General features: G+C 32.3%; 12 protein-coding genes. 10 read left to right on the top strand and 2 right to left on the bottom strand.

Features of this window, described 5'->3' with window-relative positions; all coding sequences use genetic code 11:
* Window positions 1–224 precede the first annotated feature (224 nt).
* Both AC2D8K_RS08450 and AC2D8K_RS08445 read left to right on the top strand, forming a co-directional pair.
* Window positions 225–6,569 (top strand): SasC/FmtB family protein, encoded by a 6,345-nt coding sequence (locus AC2D8K_RS08450; RefSeq protein WP_484698479.1) that lies wholly within the window; start codon window positions 225–227, stop codon window positions 6,567–6,569.
* A gap of 250 nt (window positions 6,570–6,819) precedes the next feature.
* On the top strand, window positions 6,820–12,357 hold the full coding sequence (locus AC2D8K_RS08445; RefSeq protein ID WP_484698477.1) for a DUF1542 domain-containing protein: 5,538 nt from the start codon (window positions 6,820–6,822) through the stop codon (window positions 12,355–12,357).
* 43 nt (window positions 12,358–12,400) lie between these two features.
* Here the strand turns inward: AC2D8K_RS08445 and AC2D8K_RS08440 are convergent, their stop codons facing one another.
* Window positions 12,401–13,669 carry a BaiN/RdsA family NAD(P)/FAD-dependent oxidoreductase gene (locus AC2D8K_RS08440; protein ID WP_484698475.1) on the bottom strand — a complete coding sequence of 423 codons (1,269 nt, stop codon included), beginning with the start codon at window positions 13,667–13,669 and terminating at the stop codon, window positions 12,401–12,403.
* Between the two features lie 318 nt (window positions 13,670–13,987).
* Between AC2D8K_RS08440 and AC2D8K_RS08435 the strand changes: the two genes are divergently transcribed.
* The 8 genes from AC2D8K_RS08435 to AC2D8K_RS08400 all read left to right on the top strand — a co-directional run bounded on the left by AC2D8K_RS08435 (window position 13,988) and on the right by AC2D8K_RS08400 (window position 22,038).
* Window positions 13,988–15,649, top strand: coding sequence for a putative polysaccharide biosynthesis protein (locus AC2D8K_RS08435; protein WP_002452157.1), 1,662 nt, complete (start codon window positions 13,988–13,990; stop codon window positions 15,647–15,649).
* Entirely contained in the window at window positions 15,646–16,338 is a 693-nt protein-coding gene (locus AC2D8K_RS08430) for a pseudouridine synthase (RefSeq protein WP_002452158.1), read from the top strand. The genes AC2D8K_RS08435 and AC2D8K_RS08430 overlap by 4 nt, the downstream gene beginning before the upstream one ends.
* A 21-nt stretch (window positions 16,339–16,359) precedes the next feature.
* Complete coding sequence (locus AC2D8K_RS08425) at window positions 16,360–16,785, top strand: YtxH domain-containing protein (protein ID WP_002452159.1); 426 nt, start codon at window positions 16,360–16,362, stop codon at window positions 16,783–16,785.
* Window positions 16,786–16,954: 169 nt separating this feature from the next.
* Window positions 16,955–18,364 (top strand): dipeptidase PepV, encoded by a 1,410-nt coding sequence (gene pepV, locus AC2D8K_RS08420; RefSeq protein ID WP_002452160.1) that lies wholly within the window; start codon window positions 16,955–16,957, stop codon window positions 18,362–18,364.
* A gap of 3 nt (window positions 18,365–18,367) precedes the next feature.
* Window positions 18,368–19,216, top strand: coding sequence for a D-amino-acid transaminase (gene dat / locus AC2D8K_RS08415; RefSeq protein WP_002452161.1), 849 nt, complete (start codon window positions 18,368–18,370; stop codon window positions 19,214–19,216).
* Between the two features lie 360 nt (window positions 19,217–19,576).
* Window positions 19,577–20,368 (top strand): phosphotransferase family protein, encoded by a 792-nt coding sequence (locus AC2D8K_RS08410; protein WP_243590400.1) that lies wholly within the window; start codon window positions 19,577–19,579, stop codon window positions 20,366–20,368.
* 13 nt (window positions 20,369–20,381) lie between these two features.
* Window positions 20,382–21,026, top strand: a complete 645-nt coding sequence (gene trmB, locus AC2D8K_RS08405; RefSeq protein WP_002452163.1) for a tRNA (guanosine(46)-N7)-methyltransferase TrmB — start codon at window positions 20,382–20,384, stop codon at window positions 21,024–21,026.
* Window positions 21,027–21,201: 175 nt separating this feature from the next.
* The gene (locus tag AC2D8K_RS08400) at window positions 21,202–22,038 is read left to right on the top strand and encodes a YtnP family quorum-quenching lactonase (protein WP_002452164.1); all 837 of its coding nucleotides are present in this window, start codon (window positions 21,202–21,204) and stop codon (window positions 22,036–22,038) included.
* A gap of 91 nt (window positions 22,039–22,129) precedes the next feature.
* Here AC2D8K_RS08400 and AC2D8K_RS08395 read toward each other — a convergent pair whose 3' ends face one another.
* On the bottom strand, window positions 22,130–22,444 hold the full coding sequence (locus AC2D8K_RS08395) for a PepSY domain-containing protein (protein ID WP_037552589.1): 315 nt from the start codon (window positions 22,442–22,444) through the stop codon (window positions 22,130–22,132).
* Window positions 22,445–22,452 lie beyond the last annotated feature (8 nt).

The following is a 22,452-nucleotide window of genomic DNA, read 5'->3' as shown; positions in this document are numbered from 1 at the left end:
TACATATTCAAATCTCTAAAATACATCGATTTATGAATAAAAACGTACACTATTTTATTTTAATGTTTTGTACTAGATTTAGAATAATATTGGTGTTAAAATCAAAATAACTATTAATTAATTGAGCGAATGGTTTAAATAGAGATTTAATTCATTTAAGATACATACACGAAAAATGTTCATTAATTAAAAACAACAAGAAGTGCAACAAGGAGGAACAATTAATGAATTTATTTAGAAAAGAAACCTTTAGTATTAGAAAATTTAAAGTTGGTATATTTTCTACGTTAATTGCTACTGTAGCTTTTTTGTCATCACCAATTACACATATAGCACAGGCAGATGAAATAAACTCACAACCAGTAAATGATGTGCAAAAACTACAAGAAACAACTAGTAATGGACAATTGGATAACAATAGAGAACTCAATAATAATCAAGAAACACTTTCCGAAGTGGGGGTTTCTGATGTTTCAAACCAAGCTAATTCCAATAATGATTCTGTAAATACAAATAATCAACAGACTCAAATAGAAACAATTGAAACTACAGACAATACAGTTATCCAAGAGACACAATCACCGAATAATGAATTGAATACGACGATTGAAAGTAAGACTCCGATTGATAATAATACGACAGTAAACCATGTAAAACCTGCATCTGAACATATGTCAGTTAAACCTAAGCAACAGGCTGAAGGAAAAATTCAATACATGAATGCGGTAATAGAACCCGCAACTAAACCTAAGAAAAGACAACGTCGTGATGTAAATAACACACCTACAGTTGCTGGTGGTACCGGTCCACAAAATGGAAATGGGACACCTCAAAGTACCAATGGGGAATATTCTAGAGATGATGCAACGATAGATCCAAATATTAATAATACTGGAAATAATACATTAAATTACCGTTTTACTTTTGAGGATGTAGGCGTTAAACCTAGTGATAATCGAAATAACCCACAAGTGATTGTATTAAATAGCTTACCGGGATTTAATTTGATTAATGGTGGTAAAGTAGGGGTGCTTAATGCCGTTTTAGAAAGAACACAAGTATTCCATCCGGGTGATAGAAATAATAAACAAGCACAAGGTACTGTCCTTGCATTAGGTAGAGTAGAAGGTAATGATCCAAATAATCATGGTGATTTCAATGGTATTGAAAAAGATGTAACTGTAAATCCTAATTCAGAAATTATTTTTGATTTTAATACTATGGCTGCAGGTAACGGTAAAGGTGGTACAAACTTAGTAATTAAAGATGCGAATACCGACACTGTCATTGGAAACGGTGATATACAAGCTGGAGATATGCTTCGTTTATTTAAAGTGCCTGATAATGTATCGAACATCAAAATTCAATTAATACCTAATAACGATATCATGGGAAATGTAAGAAGACTTGAAAAGAACCAAGATGGCTATAGATATTATGACTTTATCGATAATGTCGGTATCCGTTCAGGATCACATTTATATATAAGTGGAAGAAATAAAGAAAATAATGTGAAAAATAATACTAACTTTACTGTAACAACACAAATTACTAATAATGGTAAGTCTGGCGCTTCTATGTTACCAGGAGCTTTTGAATATTCTATGCAATTACCAGAAGGCATTGAATATGTTCCTAATTCTATAACAACGAGTTTTCCTGATGGAAACGGGCCTAATGATGTGATGAATCGTTTAACAGAAAACTATGACCAAGGAACTAGAACGCTCACTTTTACAAGTAACGGAATCACTTCTGCGACACCTACTCAAGGAGAACCTACTAGCTTATTAGCCAATAAAACATTAAATGTAACATTTAATTTAAGAGTTAATAACGTAGCTAACCCAAAAGAAGTGACTTTCTCAGATGCCATTAAATCTAAAACTTATACACAAACTTATTTGAATGGAGAGCCACCACAAAGTATAGTGAATGGTGTTCCATATCAAGTGAATATTGTCATGAACAAAGATGATTTGCAAGCTCAATATAATTGGGGCGTAGTACCATCAGATTATACTTATGCTTCATATCAAGAATATAATCGTCTAAAACAACAAGCGCAAACGATATTAAATGAAGATCGTAACCATGTGCCTTTAAATCAACAAGTTTCTCAAGCTACAACTGATCAATTATTACAGCAAATGCAACACACACTTATTTCTCGTGTAGACGCCGCACGTGAACTTGGTCAAAAAGCAGATGATAGATCGGATGAAGTAGATAATGTTAAAGATTTAACAGATGATGAAAATGACGCTTATAGAGGTCAAATTACTAATTTGAAAAACGAAGCATTAAATCATATAGATGATCAAACTACGGACGATGGTGTCACAAGAGAGAAAGAAGCGGGCATCAATAAAATTGAACAAGTTAATATTGTTCCTGTTATTAAACCTAATGCAAGACAAACTATAAATGAAAAAGCAAATGAGCAAAAACAAAAAATTCAACAAGACCGTATTGCAACACAAGAAGAAAAAGAAGCTGCTAATGCACAAGTTGATAATCATGTTACAACTGCACTGAACAATATTAATCAAGCACATACAAATAATGCTGTAAACGAAGCTAAAAATAATGGTGTGAGCGATATTAATTCTGATGTACCAGAAAATACGTATCGTGCAAACGCAATTACAGCGATCAATCGAGCAGCGGCCAAACAACGTGAGCAAATTGATGAAAACCATGAAGCAACACAAGAAGAAAGAAATACTGCACTGAATGAACTTAATCAGGCTTCTGAACAAGCGATTCAAAATATAAATCAAGGCATATCAAATAGTGATGTCGATCATGCTAAAGATAGAGGATTAGATGCTATCTTAGATATTTCACCTATACCAGTTGTTAAGCAAGCAGCAAGAGAGGCGATCGCTAATAATGCTCAACAAAAGATTGCAGATATAAATGCCAATCATGAAGCGACTTTAGAGGAACGAGAAGCTGCTATTCAGTTAGTGAATCAAACGGTTACGACAGCAAATGATAATATATTAAAGGCTAATACTAATAACGATGTTGATATGGTTAAGAATAATGCATTAAATCAAATACAAGCTATTACACCTGCAACTATCGTTAAATCAAACGCTAAAAATGCATTAAATCAAAAAGCCCAAGAACAACATAATATTATCTTTAATAACAACGAAGCAACTGTAGAAGAACAACAAGCAGCTCAACTTATATTAGATCAGGCATTAAACACGGCTATACAAAATATAGATAACGCTGATACCAATCAACAAGTAGCAGATGCGAAAAATAATGGATTGCATGAGATTGGTAATGTTCAACCTTCAACACAAGTTAAAACGGATGCTAGAAATGCAGTTACTAATAAAGCGAATGAAGCGATTACAAATATTAACGCAACACCTGGTGCAACTAGAGAAGAAAAACAAGAGGCAGTTGGTAGAGTGAATCAATTATTGAATCGCGCTATTAATGATATTAATACTGTTAATACAACACCAATGGTAGAAGAAATTAAAAATACTGCGCTTAATGATATCGGTAATGTACAACCAAACGTAACGAAAAAGCAAGAAGCAATTGGCATATTGAATAATAATGCTACAGCTAAAAAACAAAATATAAATCAAACACCTGATGCAACTACTGAAGAAAAAGAGGCAGCCATTACACAAGTGAATCAAGCACTTAACCAAGCTATTGAACAAGTAAACCAAGCTGATACAAATGCGCAAGTCGATCAAGCACAACAAAATGGTGATCATAATATTAATCAAATACAAGCACATGTTGTTAAAAAACCTGAAGCGATAAATGACATCAATCAACAGTATAATAATAAATTAGCTCAAATTAATCAGACACCTGATGCCACTATTGAAGAGAAAAATGTAGCTTTACAAAAGTTAGAACAAATATTTAATCAAGCGAATGAAGCAATTAATCAAGCACAGACCAATCAAGATGTAGAAGATAGACGACAACAAGCAATTGAGCAAATCAATATGACTTTACCTGAAACACTCGTAAAAAATAATGCCAGAAAAAATATAGAAGCAGAAGCGAATCAACGAGATAATGTAATCAATAGTAATGGTGAATCAACACTTGAAGAAAAAGATGCTGCAAAACAATTGGTGTCACAAGCTAAAAATCAAGCTCTTCAAAATATTGACCAGGCACAAACAAATCAAGACGTTAATAATGCTGTAACAAATGGAAACCAAGAAATACAACAAATTGTGCCAGAAACGATTGTTAAAATAAATGCAAGACAATTATTATTTAATGCTATAAATAATAAAAAACAAGAGGCACTAGAGAATAAAGAAGCAACGCAAGACGAAAAAGATGCATTCATTAATAATTTGAATAATATATTAAATGATTTAAATCAACAAATCACTAATGATAATACCAATCAAGAAGTTGCTAATACAAAAGACAATGGATTAGAAAAGATTAATCAAACTGTGTTCAAGCCGACTGTGAAACAAAATGCTAGAGATGCATTACATCAGCTTGTAGAACATCAACAAGAAATTATTAATCAAGCCAAAGATGCAACCGATGAGGAGAAAAATAATGCATTAGATAGATTGCAGAATGCTAACAATCAGTTATTAGCTGATATCAATAGCTCAGACACGAATGCACAAGTTAATCAAATCCAATCAAAAAGCGATGATATAATTCCCAACATATTACCTTATATTGTTGTCAAAGAAAATGCTAGATCAATGATAAACCAAACTGCGGATAATCAAGATAAGGTCATCAATGGCGTTAAAGATGCAACAGTAGAGGAGAAAGATGCAGCTATAAATGATGTCAATACTGTTGTTAATAAAGCTAAAAATGATATTAATCGATTTACAGATGATACTGAAGTAGAAAATACTAAAAATAAAGCAATTAATGATATTAAACAAATTTTACCGTCTACTAAAGTGAAAAGAGATGCAAGAGATGCCTTAAATCAAACTACAGAAACAAAAATGAATGCTTTATCACTAACACCTGATGCTACTAATGAGGAAATCAACATAGCGAAAGCCTTAGTCGAAAAACTATTAAATCAAGCCTTAGCACAAATTAATCAAGATAAAACTACAAATCAAGTTAACCTAACGGAGCAACAAGGTGTCCAATCAATTAATGACGTTCAAGTTAATGTAGTTAAAAAGATTGATGCAAGAGCCGCGATCACTAATGCTGAAGCAATTAAAAATCAATTGTTTAATAATAATGGTGAAGCAACAACTGAAGAAAAAGATGACGCGATTCAACAATTAAAGACAATTCTTCAAAATGCATTAAATGCTTTACAGTCAGATCAAACTAATCAACAAGTTGATCAAACAGAGACTCAATCAATTGAAGATATTAATAATGTAAAACTTAATATCGTAAAAAAACCTGAAGCAATTAATGAAATTGATCAAGCTTTCACAAAACAAGACCAAGTAATTAAGTTAACAAATGAAGCGACGACTGAAGAGAAAGAATTAGCATTACAGCAACTAAATCAAGCAGTAAACCAATACACTAAAGAGGTATCAAGTGCACAAACAAACCAAAATGTTGCAGACGTACTTTCAAAAGCGTTAAAAGATATTGAACAGATTATGCCTAATATTGAAGTGAAGCCTGCTGCGGTTAAAGTGTTAAAAGAATTATCAAGTCAAATTAAAACACATATTAATGATACAAATGAGGCAACTCAAGAAGAAAAAAATGACGCTATCAATCAATTGGAGGAAGCTTTAAAAAATAGTATTGATACAGTAGACCAATCATTAACTAATGCGGAAGTTGCTAAAGCTAAAATAGAATGGGAAATTCTAATAAAGAGTATTAAGCCAATTGTTAAAGTGAAACCAGAAGCAAATGAAGCATTAACATCAATTGCTCAACGAGTTATTCAAGATTTTGATCGTATAACTGAAGCCACACAAGAAGAGAAAGATGAAGCCATTGCGAAGGTTCATAAAGAATTGGAAATAGCCAAAATATTAGTAATGAAAGCATTAACAAATGAAGAAGTAGCGCAAATAAAACTTAAAGAAGTGCAACTCATTGAACATATTCAACCAGTAATTGAAGTGAAACCTAGTGCTAAAGATGACATCAATCTTGTTGCAAATGAAGTCAAAGATAAAATAAATCAACTTAAAAATGTTAATCCAAAAGCAGTAAAAAATGCTTTAAATAGAGTTGAAGATATTTTAAACGAAGCTAATGCATTAATTAAAGATGCAAAAACAAATGATGAAGTAGCACAAATTGTTAAAGAAACAATTGAAAAATTAAAAGCAATTCAATTACCTATAGCGGAACCTGAAGTAGAAGTTACTTTAGAGAAAGAAATAGAACCAGTTGTATTCTGTAATACTAGAGATAATAAATTTTTCGTAGAAAAAGAAGTAAAGAACACTTGTAATTTTAAGGAAGAATCTGTGCAAGAGTTGCCTAATACAGGTATAACTAATTATCAACATCCAATCGTTCCTATTATGTTTACATTTGGTATAAGTATATTTGTAAGTAGCTTAAAACGAAGAAAAAAGGTTAGTTAAGATTTGAAATGAATTCATTGAAATATGAATGAGTTATTAAGTTTGCACCAATGATAATTATTAAAATAATAGTAACAACTTTGAAATAAAAATTTTATTTAATGGACTAGATTTAAAAATATATTGATGATAAAATCAATAATAAATAAATAGGTTGTATGAATTTATTATATGCGTACAACCTATTTGTTATAGAAATAAATTTCTAATACTCAACATCACGATTGATACACCTAGGAGGATAGTCATTATGAATTTATTTAAGCAACAAAAATTTAGTATTCGTAAGTTTAACGTTGGTATTTTTTCAGCATTAATAGCAACGGTAGCATTTTTAGGCGTTAATCCTAATAGTGCAGATGCTGCTGAACAAGATAATGTCAATGTTAATGGCCCATTGACAGATAATGTCGTTAATCAGGGACAGCCCAATGATCAGACATTACCAAATGAAAATCAAGCTGGAAATGATAATCCTGCAAATGAACAAACATCACCTCAAAATGCTGTAGCTCAAGAACAAAATCAACAACAAAATGATAACAAAAATGCTGTTGAAACAAATAATGAGCAAATCGCTAATCCAGAAGCAACAGAAGCTAATAATGATGCCAATCAACCTAATGCAGTTATTGATAATCCAGTAAATGAAGGTAATCAAGAACAAGCTCAACCACAGTCTAATCAAGAGCAAGCTCAAGAAACGCCAAAAGAAAAACAAGATAAAGAGTCACCCATTGAATCGAATGAAGGATTAAACAAACAAAGCAAACCAGTTGCTACTGTTGAAAATAATCAAACACCTAAAAAACGTAATAAACGTGATGTGGGTGATGACCAAAATGGTAATAATGTAGCACCTAATCAGAACCAACCTGTTAATGCTCAAGATGAAGCATTAGAAAATGCGAAACAAGGTGCAACAAATGAAATTAATCAAAAAGCTACTGATAAAAATCAAGCAATTGATAACACAACAGAAGCCACTCAAGAAGAAAAACAATTAGCTTTAAACGATGTAGCACATCAACAATTTAATGCTAATAATAATATCAATCAAGCAAACACAACGGACGATGTAACAACAGCTAAAAATAATGGTATTGCAGCCATTGATGCTATAAATGTACAAGCACGTACAAGAGATGCAGCAAGAAATGCAGTAGTTCAAAAAGTTGCAGATCAAATTTTAACAATTAATAATAATCCAGATGCAACGAATGAAGAAAAACAAGAAGCAGTTAACCAAGTACATCAAACAGAACAACAAGCATTAAAAGATATTAATGCAGCTAATACTGAAAATGAGATTAACGGCATTCAAACACAAAATGTTAATGCAATCGGTAATGTTGTACCTGCTTCAACAGCTAAACCAAATGCAATTGCAGAAGTAAATCAAGCTGCTGCTACACATAATGGTGACATAGATGCAAATCAAAATGCTACAAATGAAGAGAAAGCTGTGGCAAAAGAACAAGTTAATGGCTTAGTTCAAAATACAACTACTAATATTAATGACGCGTCTAATAATCAAGATGTAACGCAAGCCAAAGAATTAGGTATAAATCAAATTAATGCAGTTACGCCAGCTACTACAGTTAAAGACGAAGCAAAGGCTGAAGTGAATCAGTCAGCTGAACAAATTAGAAATAATAATACAAATAACTATATGGATGCGACAACAGAAGAGATTAATGTTGCCAATAATCAAGTAGATCAAATTGTAAATCAAGCAAATACTGCAATAGGTGCGGCAAATACAACAAATGAAGTGAATGAAGCTAGAGATCATGCGCTTCAAGAATTACAAAATGTTGCTCCAGATGAAGTTAAAAAGCCAGATGCTAGAAATACAATTGATCATGCATATGAACAAAAGAAACAAGCAATTAATGACTCAAATCAATCAACTACAGAAGAAAAAAATGATGCAATGAATGTTTTAGACCCTAGAAAGAATGAAGCATATAATAATATTGATCAAGCATTAACAAACGATGAAGTTGCTAATGCGGTTACTAATGGTATAAATCAAATTAATGATGTAACGCCATCAACAGATAAGAAACAACAAGCGAAATCAACAATTGCACAAGATGCAGACAATAAAAAACGATTAATTAATCAAGATACAAACTCTACAACAGAAGAACATAATGCAGCTAATGCAAATGTTGATGCAGCTGTTACTAAAGCTAATAACGACATTGACCAAGCAGCAAGTAATGATGATGTTGACAATGCTGTAACAACTAATCAAAATGATATCAATCAAATTCAACAAGAAGCACAAGTTAAACCGGCTGCAAAAGCTGAAATTGCTCAAAAAGTAACTGACCAAGAAGGTGTCATCCAAAATACGCGTGGTACAACTACAGAAGAACAAAATGAAGCTCAACAAGCATTACAAAATGCTAAAACAGAAGCAGACCAAGCAATAGATGCGGCACAATCTAATGCAGATGTTGAAAATGTTAAGAATGAACAAATTGCAAAAATTGCAGCCATTACACCATCTAAAGATTATAAAAATAATGCGATAGCTGAATTAGAAAATGTAGCAAATCAACGTAAACACGATTTGACACAAGACCCGGATATGACTAATGAAGAAAGAGATTATGCCAATGATTCAGTAGATCGTATGTTAGGTCAAGGTAGTGCCAACGTTTATCAAGCTGCGAATAAACAAAGCGTTGATAGTAATAAAAATGATGGTATTAATACTATTAATCAAGTTCAAGCATTTGTAACAACTAAATCTAATGCTAGAAACGAAATTACTCAAGCTGCAGATCAACGTAAAGCGACATTTCCTAATGATAATAATGCAACAACAGAGGAAAAAGAAGCAGCAACAAATAATGTGGATGCACTCGTTGCAGCTTCAAATGAACAAATTAACCAAGCTAAAACTGACGCAGCAGTAAATCAAATTAAAGATCAAACGATTCAAGAAATTAATCAAGTTATACCTGCGAATACTAAAAAAGAAACAGCATTAGCTGATATTAAAACTAAACAAGATCAACAAAGATATATTATTAACAACGAACCTAATGCAACAACAGAAGAAAAAGAAGCGGCATTACAAACATTAACTCAAGCAGTGACAACTGCAAATGATGAAATTAATGCTGCAACTACAAATGCACAAGTTGACACAGCAGTTCAAAATGGTGAAACAAATATTGGTAATGTTGTTCCTGAAACTCAAACTAAGACAAATGCTAAAAATGAAGTTGATCAAGCAGCAACAAATCAAAATAACACTATTGATCAAAACCAAGATGCAACAACAGAAGAAAAAGATGCAGCTAAACAACTGGTAGCTCGCACACAAAATAATGCTAATCAAGCTATTGTAAATGCAGAAAATGCTGCAGATGTTGAGGCTAAAAAGAATGAAGGCATTAATAGTATAGGTCAGATTACTGCTGATACAGGAATTAAAACAGATTTACAAAATCAAGCTAACGATAAAAAACAACAAATAGCTAATAATAATGGTTCTACGGAAGAAGAAAAACAAGCTGCAAATACAAAAGTTGATGATGCGTTACAACAAGGTTTAACAGATGTGACTAATGCTCAAAGTATTGTTGATGTAAATAATGCTGTTAAAGCAACTGATCAAGCTATTCAATCAGTTCAACCAGAAACAACTGTTAAAGACAATGCAAAACAAGATATTCAAAATAGCATTAATCAACAAAAAGATGCTGTAAATCAAAACCCTCAAGCTACAAATGAAGAAAAACAATTAGCATCTAATAAATTAGATGATATTGCGAATCAAGTGACAGGTAATATTGATCATGCAAATACAAATAATGATGTAGATCAAGCTAAAAATGAAGGTACAACTCAAATTAATCAATTTGTACCATCTATTGTTAAAAAGTCAATTGCAACACAAGAACTAGATAATGCAGCTGATTTAAAACAAGAGGAATTAGATAAAACACCTAATGCAACACAAGAAGATATAGCGGAAGCTAAACAAGCTGTTCAAAATGCATTAACATCAGCAAAAGATCAAGTTGCTCAAGCTCAAACTGATCAAGATGTAGATAACGCTAAGGCAAATGGTGTATCTGAAATTAAAGCAATCCAACCAATTGGAACTCTTAGACAAGCTGCATTAGAAGAATTTACTGATGTCTATAATGATAAAGTGAGTGAAATAGAGACAGATATTGATGGAACACAAGAAGAAGTGAACGCTGCGCTTGCAGATTTAGCAGCAATTAAAACTCAAGCTGAAGCATCTATTAATCAAGCCATTAACGTAGCTAGATTAACTGCTGCAAAAGAACATGCTATAGAAAATGTGAATCAATTTGATGTAACATTCACTAAAAAACCGTCAGCACTCACTCATATTAAACAAGTTGCTACAACTAAAGAAAATGAAATTAATGCAAATGCTACTGCTACAGCACAAGAAAAAGAAGCAGCTATTCAAAATGTTAATGAACAATTAGAAATTGCTGAAATCAATATTAATAATGGTGAAACAAATCAAGAAGTTGAGGATGCCTTAACTAACGGAGAAACTGCAATTAATGGTATTAATCCAGAAGTTGTAACTAAACCAAACGCGATTAATTCAATTGATAATTTAGCAACTCAATTAAAAGAAACATTTGCAAATACACCTGGTGCAACAGTTGATGAATTAAATGAAGCTAATCAACAAGTCGATCAAATCGTACAATCTGCTAAAACTGAAATTGCCAATGTAACTTCTGATATTGATATTGCTCAAATCAAAGCCAATGCAATGAATGATTTAAATGCAGTCGTAGTAAATGTTGAACAAAAAGCAATTGCTGCTAATGCGCTTAAAGAACAAGCAGACAAGGTTCAAGACATGATTGATTCCAATGATGATGCTACTGAAACTGAAAAATTAGCAGCTGAAGAACAACTAAATGATATTTTAGAACAAGGTCTATCTGATATTGATGCTAAAGATACTAACGATGACATTACTAAAGTAAAAGAAAGTGCTTTAAAACAACTTAAAGCAATTAATGTCGTTGCGGTGGTAAAACCAGAGGCAAGAAATACAATTGCAAATCTTGTTCAAAAACAAATCGATAAAATTAATCAAACTCCTAAAGCAACTAAAGAAGAGAAAGAAGCAGCGATTGAACAATTAAATCCAATCGAACAAAATGCGATTGAACTTATTAAAGCAACACCATCTGATTCTGAAGTGAAAACGATTGTAAAAGACGCTGAACAACAAATTTCACAAATCGAAGCACAAGCGTCAATCAAAGATGAAACAGAAAAAGAAATTAATAAGCATATCCAACAGCAAAAAGTAATAATCAATAATGCTGATGTTTCTCAAAGACAAAAAGATAAAGCATTAAGTCAATTAGATCGTCTTGCTTCACTTATTGCTGATCAACTAGACGCTGCTGATACAAATGAAGCAGTTATTAAAGTGAAAGAAGAAGCTATTGAACAAATTGAAGCAATTCTTCCAGAAACAGAACAACAAAGTCCACAAAAATCTGATGTAGGCTCTAATCCTACTAAAGAAGCAAATGGAAATGACGAAGGTAACGATGAATCAAACGCATTAACTAAAATTGAGTCTGATGAAAGTGTTGAAACAGACACAGAAGTTGATAAACAAAATAGTTTAGAAACATTACCTGAAACTGGACAACATGATAATCAATTACCATTAGCGGGTATCACATTTGCTGCAGGTGCTGCCTTAGTTAGTAGAAGAATGGTTCAAAAGAAAGATAAATTAAAATAAATAATATATAAACAGAGTCTAGAGGAATCTAGACTCTGTTTTATTAATTGTTCTTTAAAGTATTATGTTTGCCAGCATTTAAACCAGCAACATGACCAGTGACTAACGCGCTTGTGATATTATATCCGCCAGTATAACCATGGATATCTAGCACCTCACCACATAAAAATAGCCCAGTAACTAATTTAGACATCATCGTTTTAGGCTCTATTTCTTTTAATGAAACGCCTCCACCAGTAACAAAGGCTTTATCAATAGGTAAGGTACCGTTAACCTTGAATGTAAACCCTTTTAATAAATTAACAATTGTAGTCAATTGCTGATTGGATAAATGGTGCGACGTTGTCTCGTTATCAATATTAGCTTGTTCTAATATAAATAATAAATAACGTTCTTCGATCAGACCGTGTAAACTATTTTTAATGAATTTATCTGGCTGTTCTTTTAACATACGTCGAATTTGTTGCGTAAGTTTTTCTTGATTTAACTTTGGAAAAGCGTCAAGAGACATTAGAATTTCGTTTTTCTTTTGATTCTTTTGTTCTTTATATACAAATTGACTACATCTTAAGGCGGCAGGACCGCTGACACCAAAATGTGTAAAAATCATATCCATTTGGTGACTAATTCGTTTTTTGCCATTTTTCTTTAAAACGGATAATTCTACATCTTTCAAACTTAATCCTTTTAAAGTTTTATCTTTGATAAAGCGCTCAGGGGATGTGATTGGCACTTCGGTAGGGAATAACTCAGTTATGGTATGTCCCATAGATTCTGCGAAGCGATAACCGTCACCTGTCGAACCAGTTTGTGGAACACTCGTGCCACCTGTTGCTATAATCACACTATTTGCTTCATATGTTTGTTGTGATGTCTCAACCGTAAAGATACCATTGTCATTTACAGATAGACGAGTCACTGCTGTTTCTTCTTTAACAGTAACTTGTTGTTCGTTAATTGTGCTTACTAACGTGTCAACGACATCTTGGGCCTTATTTGAAACAGGAAACATTCGTCCGTGGTCTTCTTCTTTTAATTTAACGCCACGACTTTCAAAGAAATCAATAATGGATTCATTATCAAATATTGAAAAAGGACTATATAAAAACTTACCGTTACCTGGTATATTTTTAATTATTTCTGCATAGGGTAAGCGATTGGTAACATTACAACGACCACCACCTGATATTTTTAATTTTCTACCTAGACCTTTTTTCTTTTCTAATATAAGAACTTGATTACTATTAGAACTAGCAGCTACTGCAGCCATTAAACCACTTGGGCCACCACCGATGATGATTGTTTGATACATATTAACTTCCTCCAATGAATATTCAACACTATTGTATATGAATCAAAAAATATATGCTATAGAAGTTGTATAATTAGATGACAATGAATAAAATAATAACTATAATAGAAAACTTGAAGTATCTTAGATACATAATCTATTCAAACGGATAATAAAGGATTAATTCGTTTTCATCTTTTAAACATTTAAAATTATTATAAAATCAATCCCCATGTTAGTCTTTTTGTGATATATTTTATAATAATGTAAGCTAATGATAACGAACACAACATGAGTTCAACTAGGTTTAATAAACTTTTAAAGATAGGAAGATAGTTAATGAGCGAAAGTAAAGAAATGGTTCGAGGGACCTTTTTAATTACACTTAGTATTTTAATTACCAAAGTTCTTGGTGTACTATTTATTATTCCATTTAACCATTTAATAGGTGGACAAGAAAATATGGCACCGTTCACGTATGCTTATGCACCGTATAATATTGCGATAGCTGTAGCTACAGCAGGTGTACCACTTGCAGCCTCAAAATATGTAGCTAAATATAATGCTTTAGGTGCGTATAAGGTCAGTCAGAAATTTTATAAATCAAGTTTTATTGTCATGAGTATAACAGGTGTATTAGGATTCTTAATTCTATATTTCCTAGCACCTTTTATCTCAGAGTTAACTTTATCTCGTAATGCGTCAGATAAAAATGGCTGGTCTGTCGCAGATATCACTTGGATTATTCGAATCATCAGTATGGTAGTTATCTTCATACCGGTATTAGCAACTTGGAGAGGTATCTTCCAGGGATATAAATCAATGGGACCAACAGCTGTATCTGAAGTAACTGAACAAATAGCTCGAGTGATTTTCATTTTAGTAGGTAGTTATTTAGTATTAAATGTATTTGATGGAACAGTATTAATGGCTAATGGTATCGCAACATTTGCTGCAGCTATTGGTGCTATAGCAGGTATTCTTACTTTATGGTATTACTGGAGAAAGCGTAAGAAAAATATTGATAAAATGGTATTGTCAGATTATACCGATATCAATGTTTCTTATGGCAATATGTATAAAGAAATCATAAAATATAGTATCCCATTTGTAATTGTAAGTTTAAATTTCCCATTATTTAATTTAGTCGATCAATTTACACACAATGGTGCATTATCTGTAGTGGGTGTTTCATCACAATTGCAAGACATTTTCTTTAATATGTTAAATATGTCGACAAATAAAATTGTTATGATTCCAACGTCATTAAGTGCTGGTTTTGCAGTAAGTTTAATTCCATATATTACCAAAACGTATGAAGAAGGTCGTTTTGAAGAAATGCATCGACAAATCAGAACGTCAATTGGTGTACTGATGTTCATTACAGTTCCAGCTAGTATTGGAATTATGGCATTGGCACAGCCATTATTTACAGTCTTTTATGGATATGATCCAGTAGTTCAAGGTCATGATCCTAACTTTGATGGTAGTCGATTACTGTTTATCTATGCACCTGTTGCAATTCTAATTTCACTGTTAAGTGTTACAGCGTCAATGTTACAAGGTATTGATAAACAGAAGTTAACAGTTTATGTAATTTTAGGTGCAGTTGCTATAAAATTAATCCTTAACTATCCACTTATTATGTTATTCCATACACCAGGAGCTGTACTAAGTACATCCATTGCATTACTCTTTGCAATTGGATGTAACTTCTTCATCTTGAAGAAATATGCACAGTTCAAGTTTAGTTACAGTTGGATTCATTTCGGTAAAATCTTTTTATACTCATTTATTATGATGCTAGGTGTAGAGTTAGTATTCTTTATTGGAAAGTTATTCCTAGCTCCTAGCAAAATAGGCTATTTAATTATTATTGCTGTAGGTGTGGTTGTAGGTGCAGCAATATACGGCGGTATTACAATTAAGACTAAATTTGCAGATGAGTTTTTAGGTGATATTCCTGAGAAAATCAGACGTAAAGTTGGTTTCTTAAGATGAGACTAGATAAATTTTTAGCTAATATGGGCGTAGGTACACGTAATGAAGTAAAGCAAAGTTTAAAAAAAGGTTACGTTAAAGTGAACAATGAAGTGATCAAGTCTCCAAAAACGCAAATTGATCCTAATGAAGATATCATTACAGTTAATGATGAAAAAATAATATATATCGATAAAGTGTATATCATGTTAAATAAGCCATCTGGTGTAGTATCAGCGACTGAAGATGATAAACATCAAACTGTTATAGATTTAATCCCTGAGTATCAACACTTGGAGATTTTCCCTGTAGGTAGGTTAGACAAAGATACAGAAGGCTTACTACTAATCACTAATGATGGTCAATTTAACCATGATTTGATGAGTCCAAATAAACACGTGCCTAAAACTTACGAAGTAGTATCAAAAAATGATGTAACACAAAGCGATGTAGAGCGATTTAAAGAAGGATTAGAATTGTCTGATGGGTTAGTAAAACCTGCACAATTAGAAATCATTGAAAATCGACGATCACGTGTTACGATATACGAAGGTAAATATCATCAAGTTAAAAGAATGTTTCATGAGATAGAAAATGAGGTATTACAATTAAAACGTATTAAAATTGCTAATTTAGAGTTGGATACATCTCTTAAATTAGGCGAATTTCGTTTATTAACAGAAAATGATTTTAAATTACTTTTAAACTAAAGAAAGAGAAGGTGTTTGAATATGGCAAAAGGAACAAATTTATTTAGAGTAGTATTAGGTTTAGGTGGTGCTGCAGCAGCAGTTCTATTATCTCGTAAAGAAAGCAGAGATAAATTAAAAGATCAATATAATCAATACAAAGAAAACCCAGAATCATATAAAGCGAATGCTAAAGACTTCGCAAATCAAATTAGTTCTAAAGCTAATGAAACAATTCAAGATGTTAAAAGTAATCCAAAAGGTTACGTAGAAAGAATTAAAAATGACCCTAAAGCATTCTTCGAGGAAGAAAAAACTAGATTCACAAATTTAGATGAAAATAAAGCTGATGATTTAGAAGAAGGTAAATTTGATGATGAAGGTGGCGCTACAGCTAATAATAATTTACGTGTCGTATCAGAAGAAGATCTAAAAAATAATAAAAATGCTTTAGAAGATAAAAAATAATTTTAATAAGCTAAACGCCTATACACATTTCTCGAAGAAATCGTGTATAGGTGTTTTTTTGTAATAAAAATTTAGAAAATTTAGTAATTTTTCTAACATCTTACTGTAGTTTCGCAGTAACTTCATGTAAAATGGAAAATAACTTATTAAAAAAGGAAGTCGAATTCGAATGTGGAAAGAAAAAGTTCAAGAATACGAAAACCAAATCATTGAAGACCTAAATGGATTATTATCAATAGAGAGTGTAAGAGATGACAGTAAAGCAAACGATGATGCACCAGTAGGTCCAGGCCCAAAAGAAGCATTAAATTATATGTATCAAATTGCAGAAAGAGACGGCTTTTCTACACATGATGTTGATCATATAGCTGGTAGAATTGAAGCAGGCCAAGGTGACGATGTATTAGGTATTCTTTGTCACGTTGATGTTGTACCGGCTGGTGATGGATGGGATTCAAATCCGTTCGAACCAGTAGTTACTGATAATGCTATCATTGCTAGAGGCACACTAGATGATAAAGGACCTACGATTGCGGCCTACTATGCTGTGAAGATATTAAATGATATGAAAGTAGATTGGAAGAAACGTATTCATATTATTATTGGTACAGATGAAGAGTCTGATTGGAAATGTACCGATCGTTATTTTCAAACTGAAGAAATGCCTGCATTAGGATTTGCGCCAGACGCTGAATTTCCTGCGATTCACGGTGAAAAAGGTATTACGACATTTGACTTAGTACAAAATGAAATGGCTGAAGATGTAGATGAACCAGATTATGAATTATTAGCGTTTAATTCTGGACAACGTTATAACATGGTGCCTGATCATGCAGAAGCTAAAGTATTAGTCAAAGAACACATGACTGATGTGATACAGAACTTTGAATACTTTTTAGAAACACATCATCTACAAGGTGAAAGCACTGTAGATAGTGGTATTCTTATTTTAACTGTTGAAGGTAAAGCTGTTCATGGTATGGACCCTTCTTTAGGAATTAATGCAGGACTTTATCTTTTAGAATTCTTAGCTACGTTGAATTTAAATAAAAGTGCAAAAGATTTTGTGGACTTTAGCAACCAATATTTACACGAATCTCACTTTGGAGAAAAAATGGGAATGAAATTCCATACTGATATTATGGGTGATGTCACTACAAATATTGGTGTGATGACTTATGATAATGAAAATGCTGGTCGCTTTGGTGTGAATTTGAGATATCCTCAAGGATTTGAATTTGAAGAAGCTATTGATCGTTTCTCAAAAGAGATTGAAACATTAGGATTTAGAATAGAAATGGGTAAAGTACAAAAACCTCATTATGTGGATAAAAATGATCCATTTGTTCAAAAATTAGTGACTGCATACAGAAACCAAACTGGAGATATGACAGAACCGTATACAATTGGTGGCGGTACTTACGCAAGAAACTTAGACAAAGGTGTCGCTTTTGGTGCTATGTTTAGCGACTCTGAAGACTTAATGCATCAGAAAAACGAATACATCACGAAAAAACAACTATTTAATGCAACGAGTATATATCTCGAGGCGATATACTCATTATGTGTGGAGGGATAATTTATGACAAAAGTTTTTATTAATGGTGAATTCCTAGAACAAGAAGAAGCAAAGGTATCATATGAAGATAGAGGATACGTGTTTGGTGACGGTATCTATGAATACATTCGTGCATACGAAGGTAAGTTATTTACAGTTAAAGAACATTTTGAAAGATTTTTAAGAAGTGCTAATGAAATTGGATTAGATCTGAATTATACAGTCGATGAATTAATCGAATTAGTGCGTAAATTATTAGAGGTTAACGGTGTTAAAAATGGTGGGATTTATATTCAAGCAACACGTGGTGCATCACCACGAGAACATTCTTTCCCAACACCACCGGTAAAACCTGTATTGATGGCATTTACAAAGAGTTATGATAGACCGTTCGACGATTTAGAAAAAGGTGTCTATGCCGTTACAACAGAAGATATTCGTTGGTTACGTTGTGACATTAAAAGTTTGAATCTTTTAGGAAATGTATTAGCTAAAGAATTTGCTGTAAAATATAATGCTAGTGAAGCAATTCAACATCGTGGTGAAACAGTTACAGAAGGTGCTTCAAGTAATGTCTATGCTATCAAAGATGGAAAAGTGTACACGCATCCTGTGAATAACTTTATTTTGAATGGTATTACAAGAAAAGTTATTAAATGGATTTCTGAAGATAAAAATATTCCATTTATTGAAGAAACGTTTACTGTTGATTTCCTAAAAAATGCAGATGAAGTGATCATTTCTAGTACATCAGCTGAGGTCATGCCTGTAGTTAAGATTGATGGAGAAGATGTCGGAAATGGCAATGTAGGTGAAGTTACGAGACAACTTCAAGATGGATTTAACGAATATATCAAAACACATAGTTTATAAGTTGAATAATTATCAAAATTTCTCCAACTATCTCACTCTAAATATGTTATAATCTAAGTCAAAGTAGTTTTATAATTTTTAAACGAGTGGACTAGTAAAATGTGTCTTTTAGTTTCTCATTTTTAGTTGAAATGTAATGGTAAAAATTATAAAATCTTCTATGAGTGATAAAAAATGAGGACGCAATTTTAAAGCGTATTTTTAGGGACAAAAATATAAAAATTAGCCAACTCACAAAACTGTAAAATAAATTTAAACAAGCGTGTAGAAATGACTATACGGTTTCTATAAATTAGAATATATGGCTCTTGAAAAACATATTTCTGGAGCCATTTTCTAATTGAAAGTGAGGTGAACGTGTTGGAGCAGTTTTATCAGTTAGGGTGGACATTAGATTCAGCTGGCGGTGCTTCTGGTGAAGCTTATATGGCTGAACAAGATGGTCAGAAGTTGTTTTTAAAACGAAATACTAATCCTTTTATAGCAGCTTTATCTGCAGAGGGTATTGTACCTAAGTTAGTTTGGACGAAAAGAATTGAAACTGGTGAAGTCGTAACGGCGCAACATTGGAAAAACGGTCGCGAATTAACAGCGAACGAAATGCAACAGCCTAGAGTAGCCAAAATACTGAAAAAAATCCATAATTCTAAACCATTATTGACCATGCTAAAAAGAATGGAAATGGAACCAATTACACCAGATATTATGCTAAATAAAATCAATGCATCTCTTTCAAGAGAAGTTTTAACACATCATGTTGTTAGAAAAGCATTAACGTATTTAGAAGAGCATATACCTAATTTAGATTCAAGATTTTTCACTGTTGTACATGGTGATGTCAATCATAATAACTGGCTTTTATCAGATCGTGATGAGCTATTTTTAATAGACTGGGAAGGTGCAATGATTGCAGATCCTGCTATTGATATTGGCATGCTGCTTTACAACTACGTTCCTGAAAATAAATGGTCTAAATGGTTTGAAACATATGGTGTTCAAGAAAGTTTAAATCTAAACAAACGTATGAAGTGGTATACGGTTATTCAATCTATTGGTATGGTTCAATGGTATGAAGAACAAAAGCGTTTTAAAGATATGAATACATGGCTTGAATTTTTAAATGAAGTGATGAATAGCAACTTATTTATATAAGGAGAAATTGAGTATGAGAGTTCGCTACAAACCTTGGGCGGAAGATTATTTGAAAGACCATCCAGACTTAGTTGACATGGATGGTTCGCATGCTGGACATATAGATGAATGGTTTGAACAAAAGCAACCGATTTATATTGAAATTGGCTCAGGAATGGGGCAATTTATCACAACACTTGCCGCACAACATCCAGAAATTAATTTCGTGTCAATGGAACGTGAAAAAAGCGTCATGTATAAGGTATTAGATAAAGTTAAAGAACAAAACTTGTCTAATCTGAAAATGATTTGTAATGATGCGATAGAACTTAACGAATACTTTAAAAATGGTGAAGTTTCAAGAATTTATCTTAATTTTTCTGATCCATGGCCTAAAAAACGTCATGCTAAAAGAAGACTCACATATCATACATATTTAGCACTATATAAACAGATTTTAGTTGAAGACGGAGAAATCCATTTTAAAACAGATAATAGAGGTCTTTTTGCGTACAGTCTAGAAAGTATGTCTCAATTTGGCATGTACTTTACAAAGATGAATTTAAACTTACATGAAGAAGATGACGAAGATAATATTTTAACAGAATATGAACAGAAATTTTCTGAAAAAGGTTCTAGAATCTATCGAATGGAAGCTAAATTTCATAAAAATATATAATGAAAAAGACAAGCACCTTAACTGGTGCTTGTCTTTTTGTGTGAATCAAAGATGTTCAGAGTCGTCACGGTATTTAACCATAATAGAGCAATGTCAATTATTGCTAATGTCCTAAAAATATTATAGATTATAATTAAGTTTGACTGTTTCAAGACTAAAATGGGGAAGTGATTTGATGAGGTTAGGTGCATTGACAATAGATGATATAAATGGAGGCAATACGCATATAGATGGTGGCGCGATGTTTGGTGTTGTACCCAAACCACTTTGGACAAGAAAATATAAAGTAAACGACAAGAATCAGGTTCATACGCCTACGCATCCAATTCTTATTCAACACCCAGACTACAATATTTTAATAGATGCAGGTATTGGTAATAATAAATTAACAGACAAGCAAAAAAGAAATAGTGGTGTTACACAAGAAAGTTTTATTAAAGAGGAATTAGCATATTTTGGATTGACACCAGATGATATAGATATGGTCTTAATGACTCATTTACACTTTGACCATGCTGCGGGACTTACCAATGAACATGGGCATGCACTATTTAAAAATGCTACACACTATATTCAACAAGATGAATGGCATGAATTTTTAGCACCGAATATACGTAGTCAGGCGACGTATTGGAAGGAAAATCAAGGAGATTACGAAGAAAAAGTTATTTTATTTAAAGATAACATCGAACCAGTTCCAGGTATTAGAATGATACATACAGGTGGACATAGTAATGGACACTGTATCATAACTATTGAAAGCGAAGGGCAAAAAGCAGTACATATGGCTGATATTTTCCCAACCTTAGCACATCGTAATCCATTATGGGTTACAGCATATGATGATTACCCAATGACATCGATTGAAGAAAAGGAAAGATGCATTCCTTATTATATTTTTAATGAATATTGGTTCTTGTTTTATCATGACGAGGAATACTTTGCACTTAAATTTGATTTAGATAAACACAACGTTAAAGAGACAGTTAAACGTGCATATAGACAATATTAAATCAATGAAAAAAGGTTATAGCTTTGTTCAAGAATCTCAAAATTGAGGCATGAACTTACTATAACCTTTAATTTTTATATAAATGAGTAATTTATAACTCTATAATATTTAATACTTCACCTGAATAGGCATCTGCATAAAAATCATAATCTACGAGTTGTCCATTTTTAGATGCAGTTATGCCACCGAGATAAACTGGTTTGTGAGCATTAATGTTAGGATCATTAAGAGGTTGATGTACGATATAAGAGCCTTTAACGTCCATAAAATATGTTTTAACTTCATTTAATAATTTATCGGGATTATAATATTTTTTCTTAGCTAGGTATGTAATGACACCAGCTGAAATGATTACAACCGTACAAGCACCTATGATAGATAAATTTTTACAATTTAAACACTTCATCATTGTAT

Source organism: Staphylococcus sp. 510 (assembly GCF_057219715.1).
The sequence above is the reverse complement of the archived record's forward strand: the minus strand, read 5'-3'. Positions and strand labels throughout refer to the sequence as shown.

Excerpts from the sequence above, each read along its gene's own strand:
- AC2D8K_RS08440 (WP_484698475.1), bottom strand. The coding sequence starts at position 13,669 with ATGTATCAAACAATCATCATCGGTGGTGGCCCAAGTGGTTTAATGGCT.
- AC2D8K_RS08425 (WP_002452159.1), top strand. The coding sequence starts at position 16,360 with ATGGCAAAAGGAACAAATTTATTTAGAGTAGTATTAGGTTTAGGTGGT.
- AC2D8K_RS08450 (WP_484698479.1), top strand. The coding sequence starts at position 225 with ATGAATTTATTTAGAAAAGAAACCTTTAGTATTAGAAAATTTAAAGTT.
- AC2D8K_RS08435 (WP_002452157.1), top strand. The coding sequence starts at position 13,988 with ATGAGCGAAAGTAAAGAAATGGTTCGAGGGACCTTTTTAATTACACTT.
- AC2D8K_RS08395 (WP_037552589.1), bottom strand. The coding sequence starts at position 22,444 with ATGAAGTGTTTAAATTGTAAAAATTTATCTATCATAGGTGCTTGTACG.
- AC2D8K_RS08400 (WP_002452164.1), top strand. The coding sequence starts at position 21,202 with ATGAGGTTAGGTGCATTGACAATAGATGATATAAATGGAGGCAATACG.
- trmB (WP_002452163.1), top strand. The coding sequence starts at position 20,382 with ATGAGAGTTCGCTACAAACCTTGGGCGGAAGATTATTTGAAAGACCAT.
- AC2D8K_RS08445 (WP_484698477.1), top strand. The coding sequence starts at position 6,820 with ATGAATTTATTTAAGCAACAAAAATTTAGTATTCGTAAGTTTAACGTT.
- dat (WP_002452161.1), top strand. The coding sequence starts at position 18,368 with ATGACAAAAGTTTTTATTAATGGTGAATTCCTAGAACAAGAAGAAGCA.
- AC2D8K_RS08430 (WP_002452158.1), top strand. The coding sequence starts at position 15,646 with ATGAGACTAGATAAATTTTTAGCTAATATGGGCGTAGGTACACGTAAT.
- pepV (WP_002452160.1), top strand. The coding sequence starts at position 16,955 with ATGTGGAAAGAAAAAGTTCAAGAATACGAAAACCAAATCATTGAAGAC.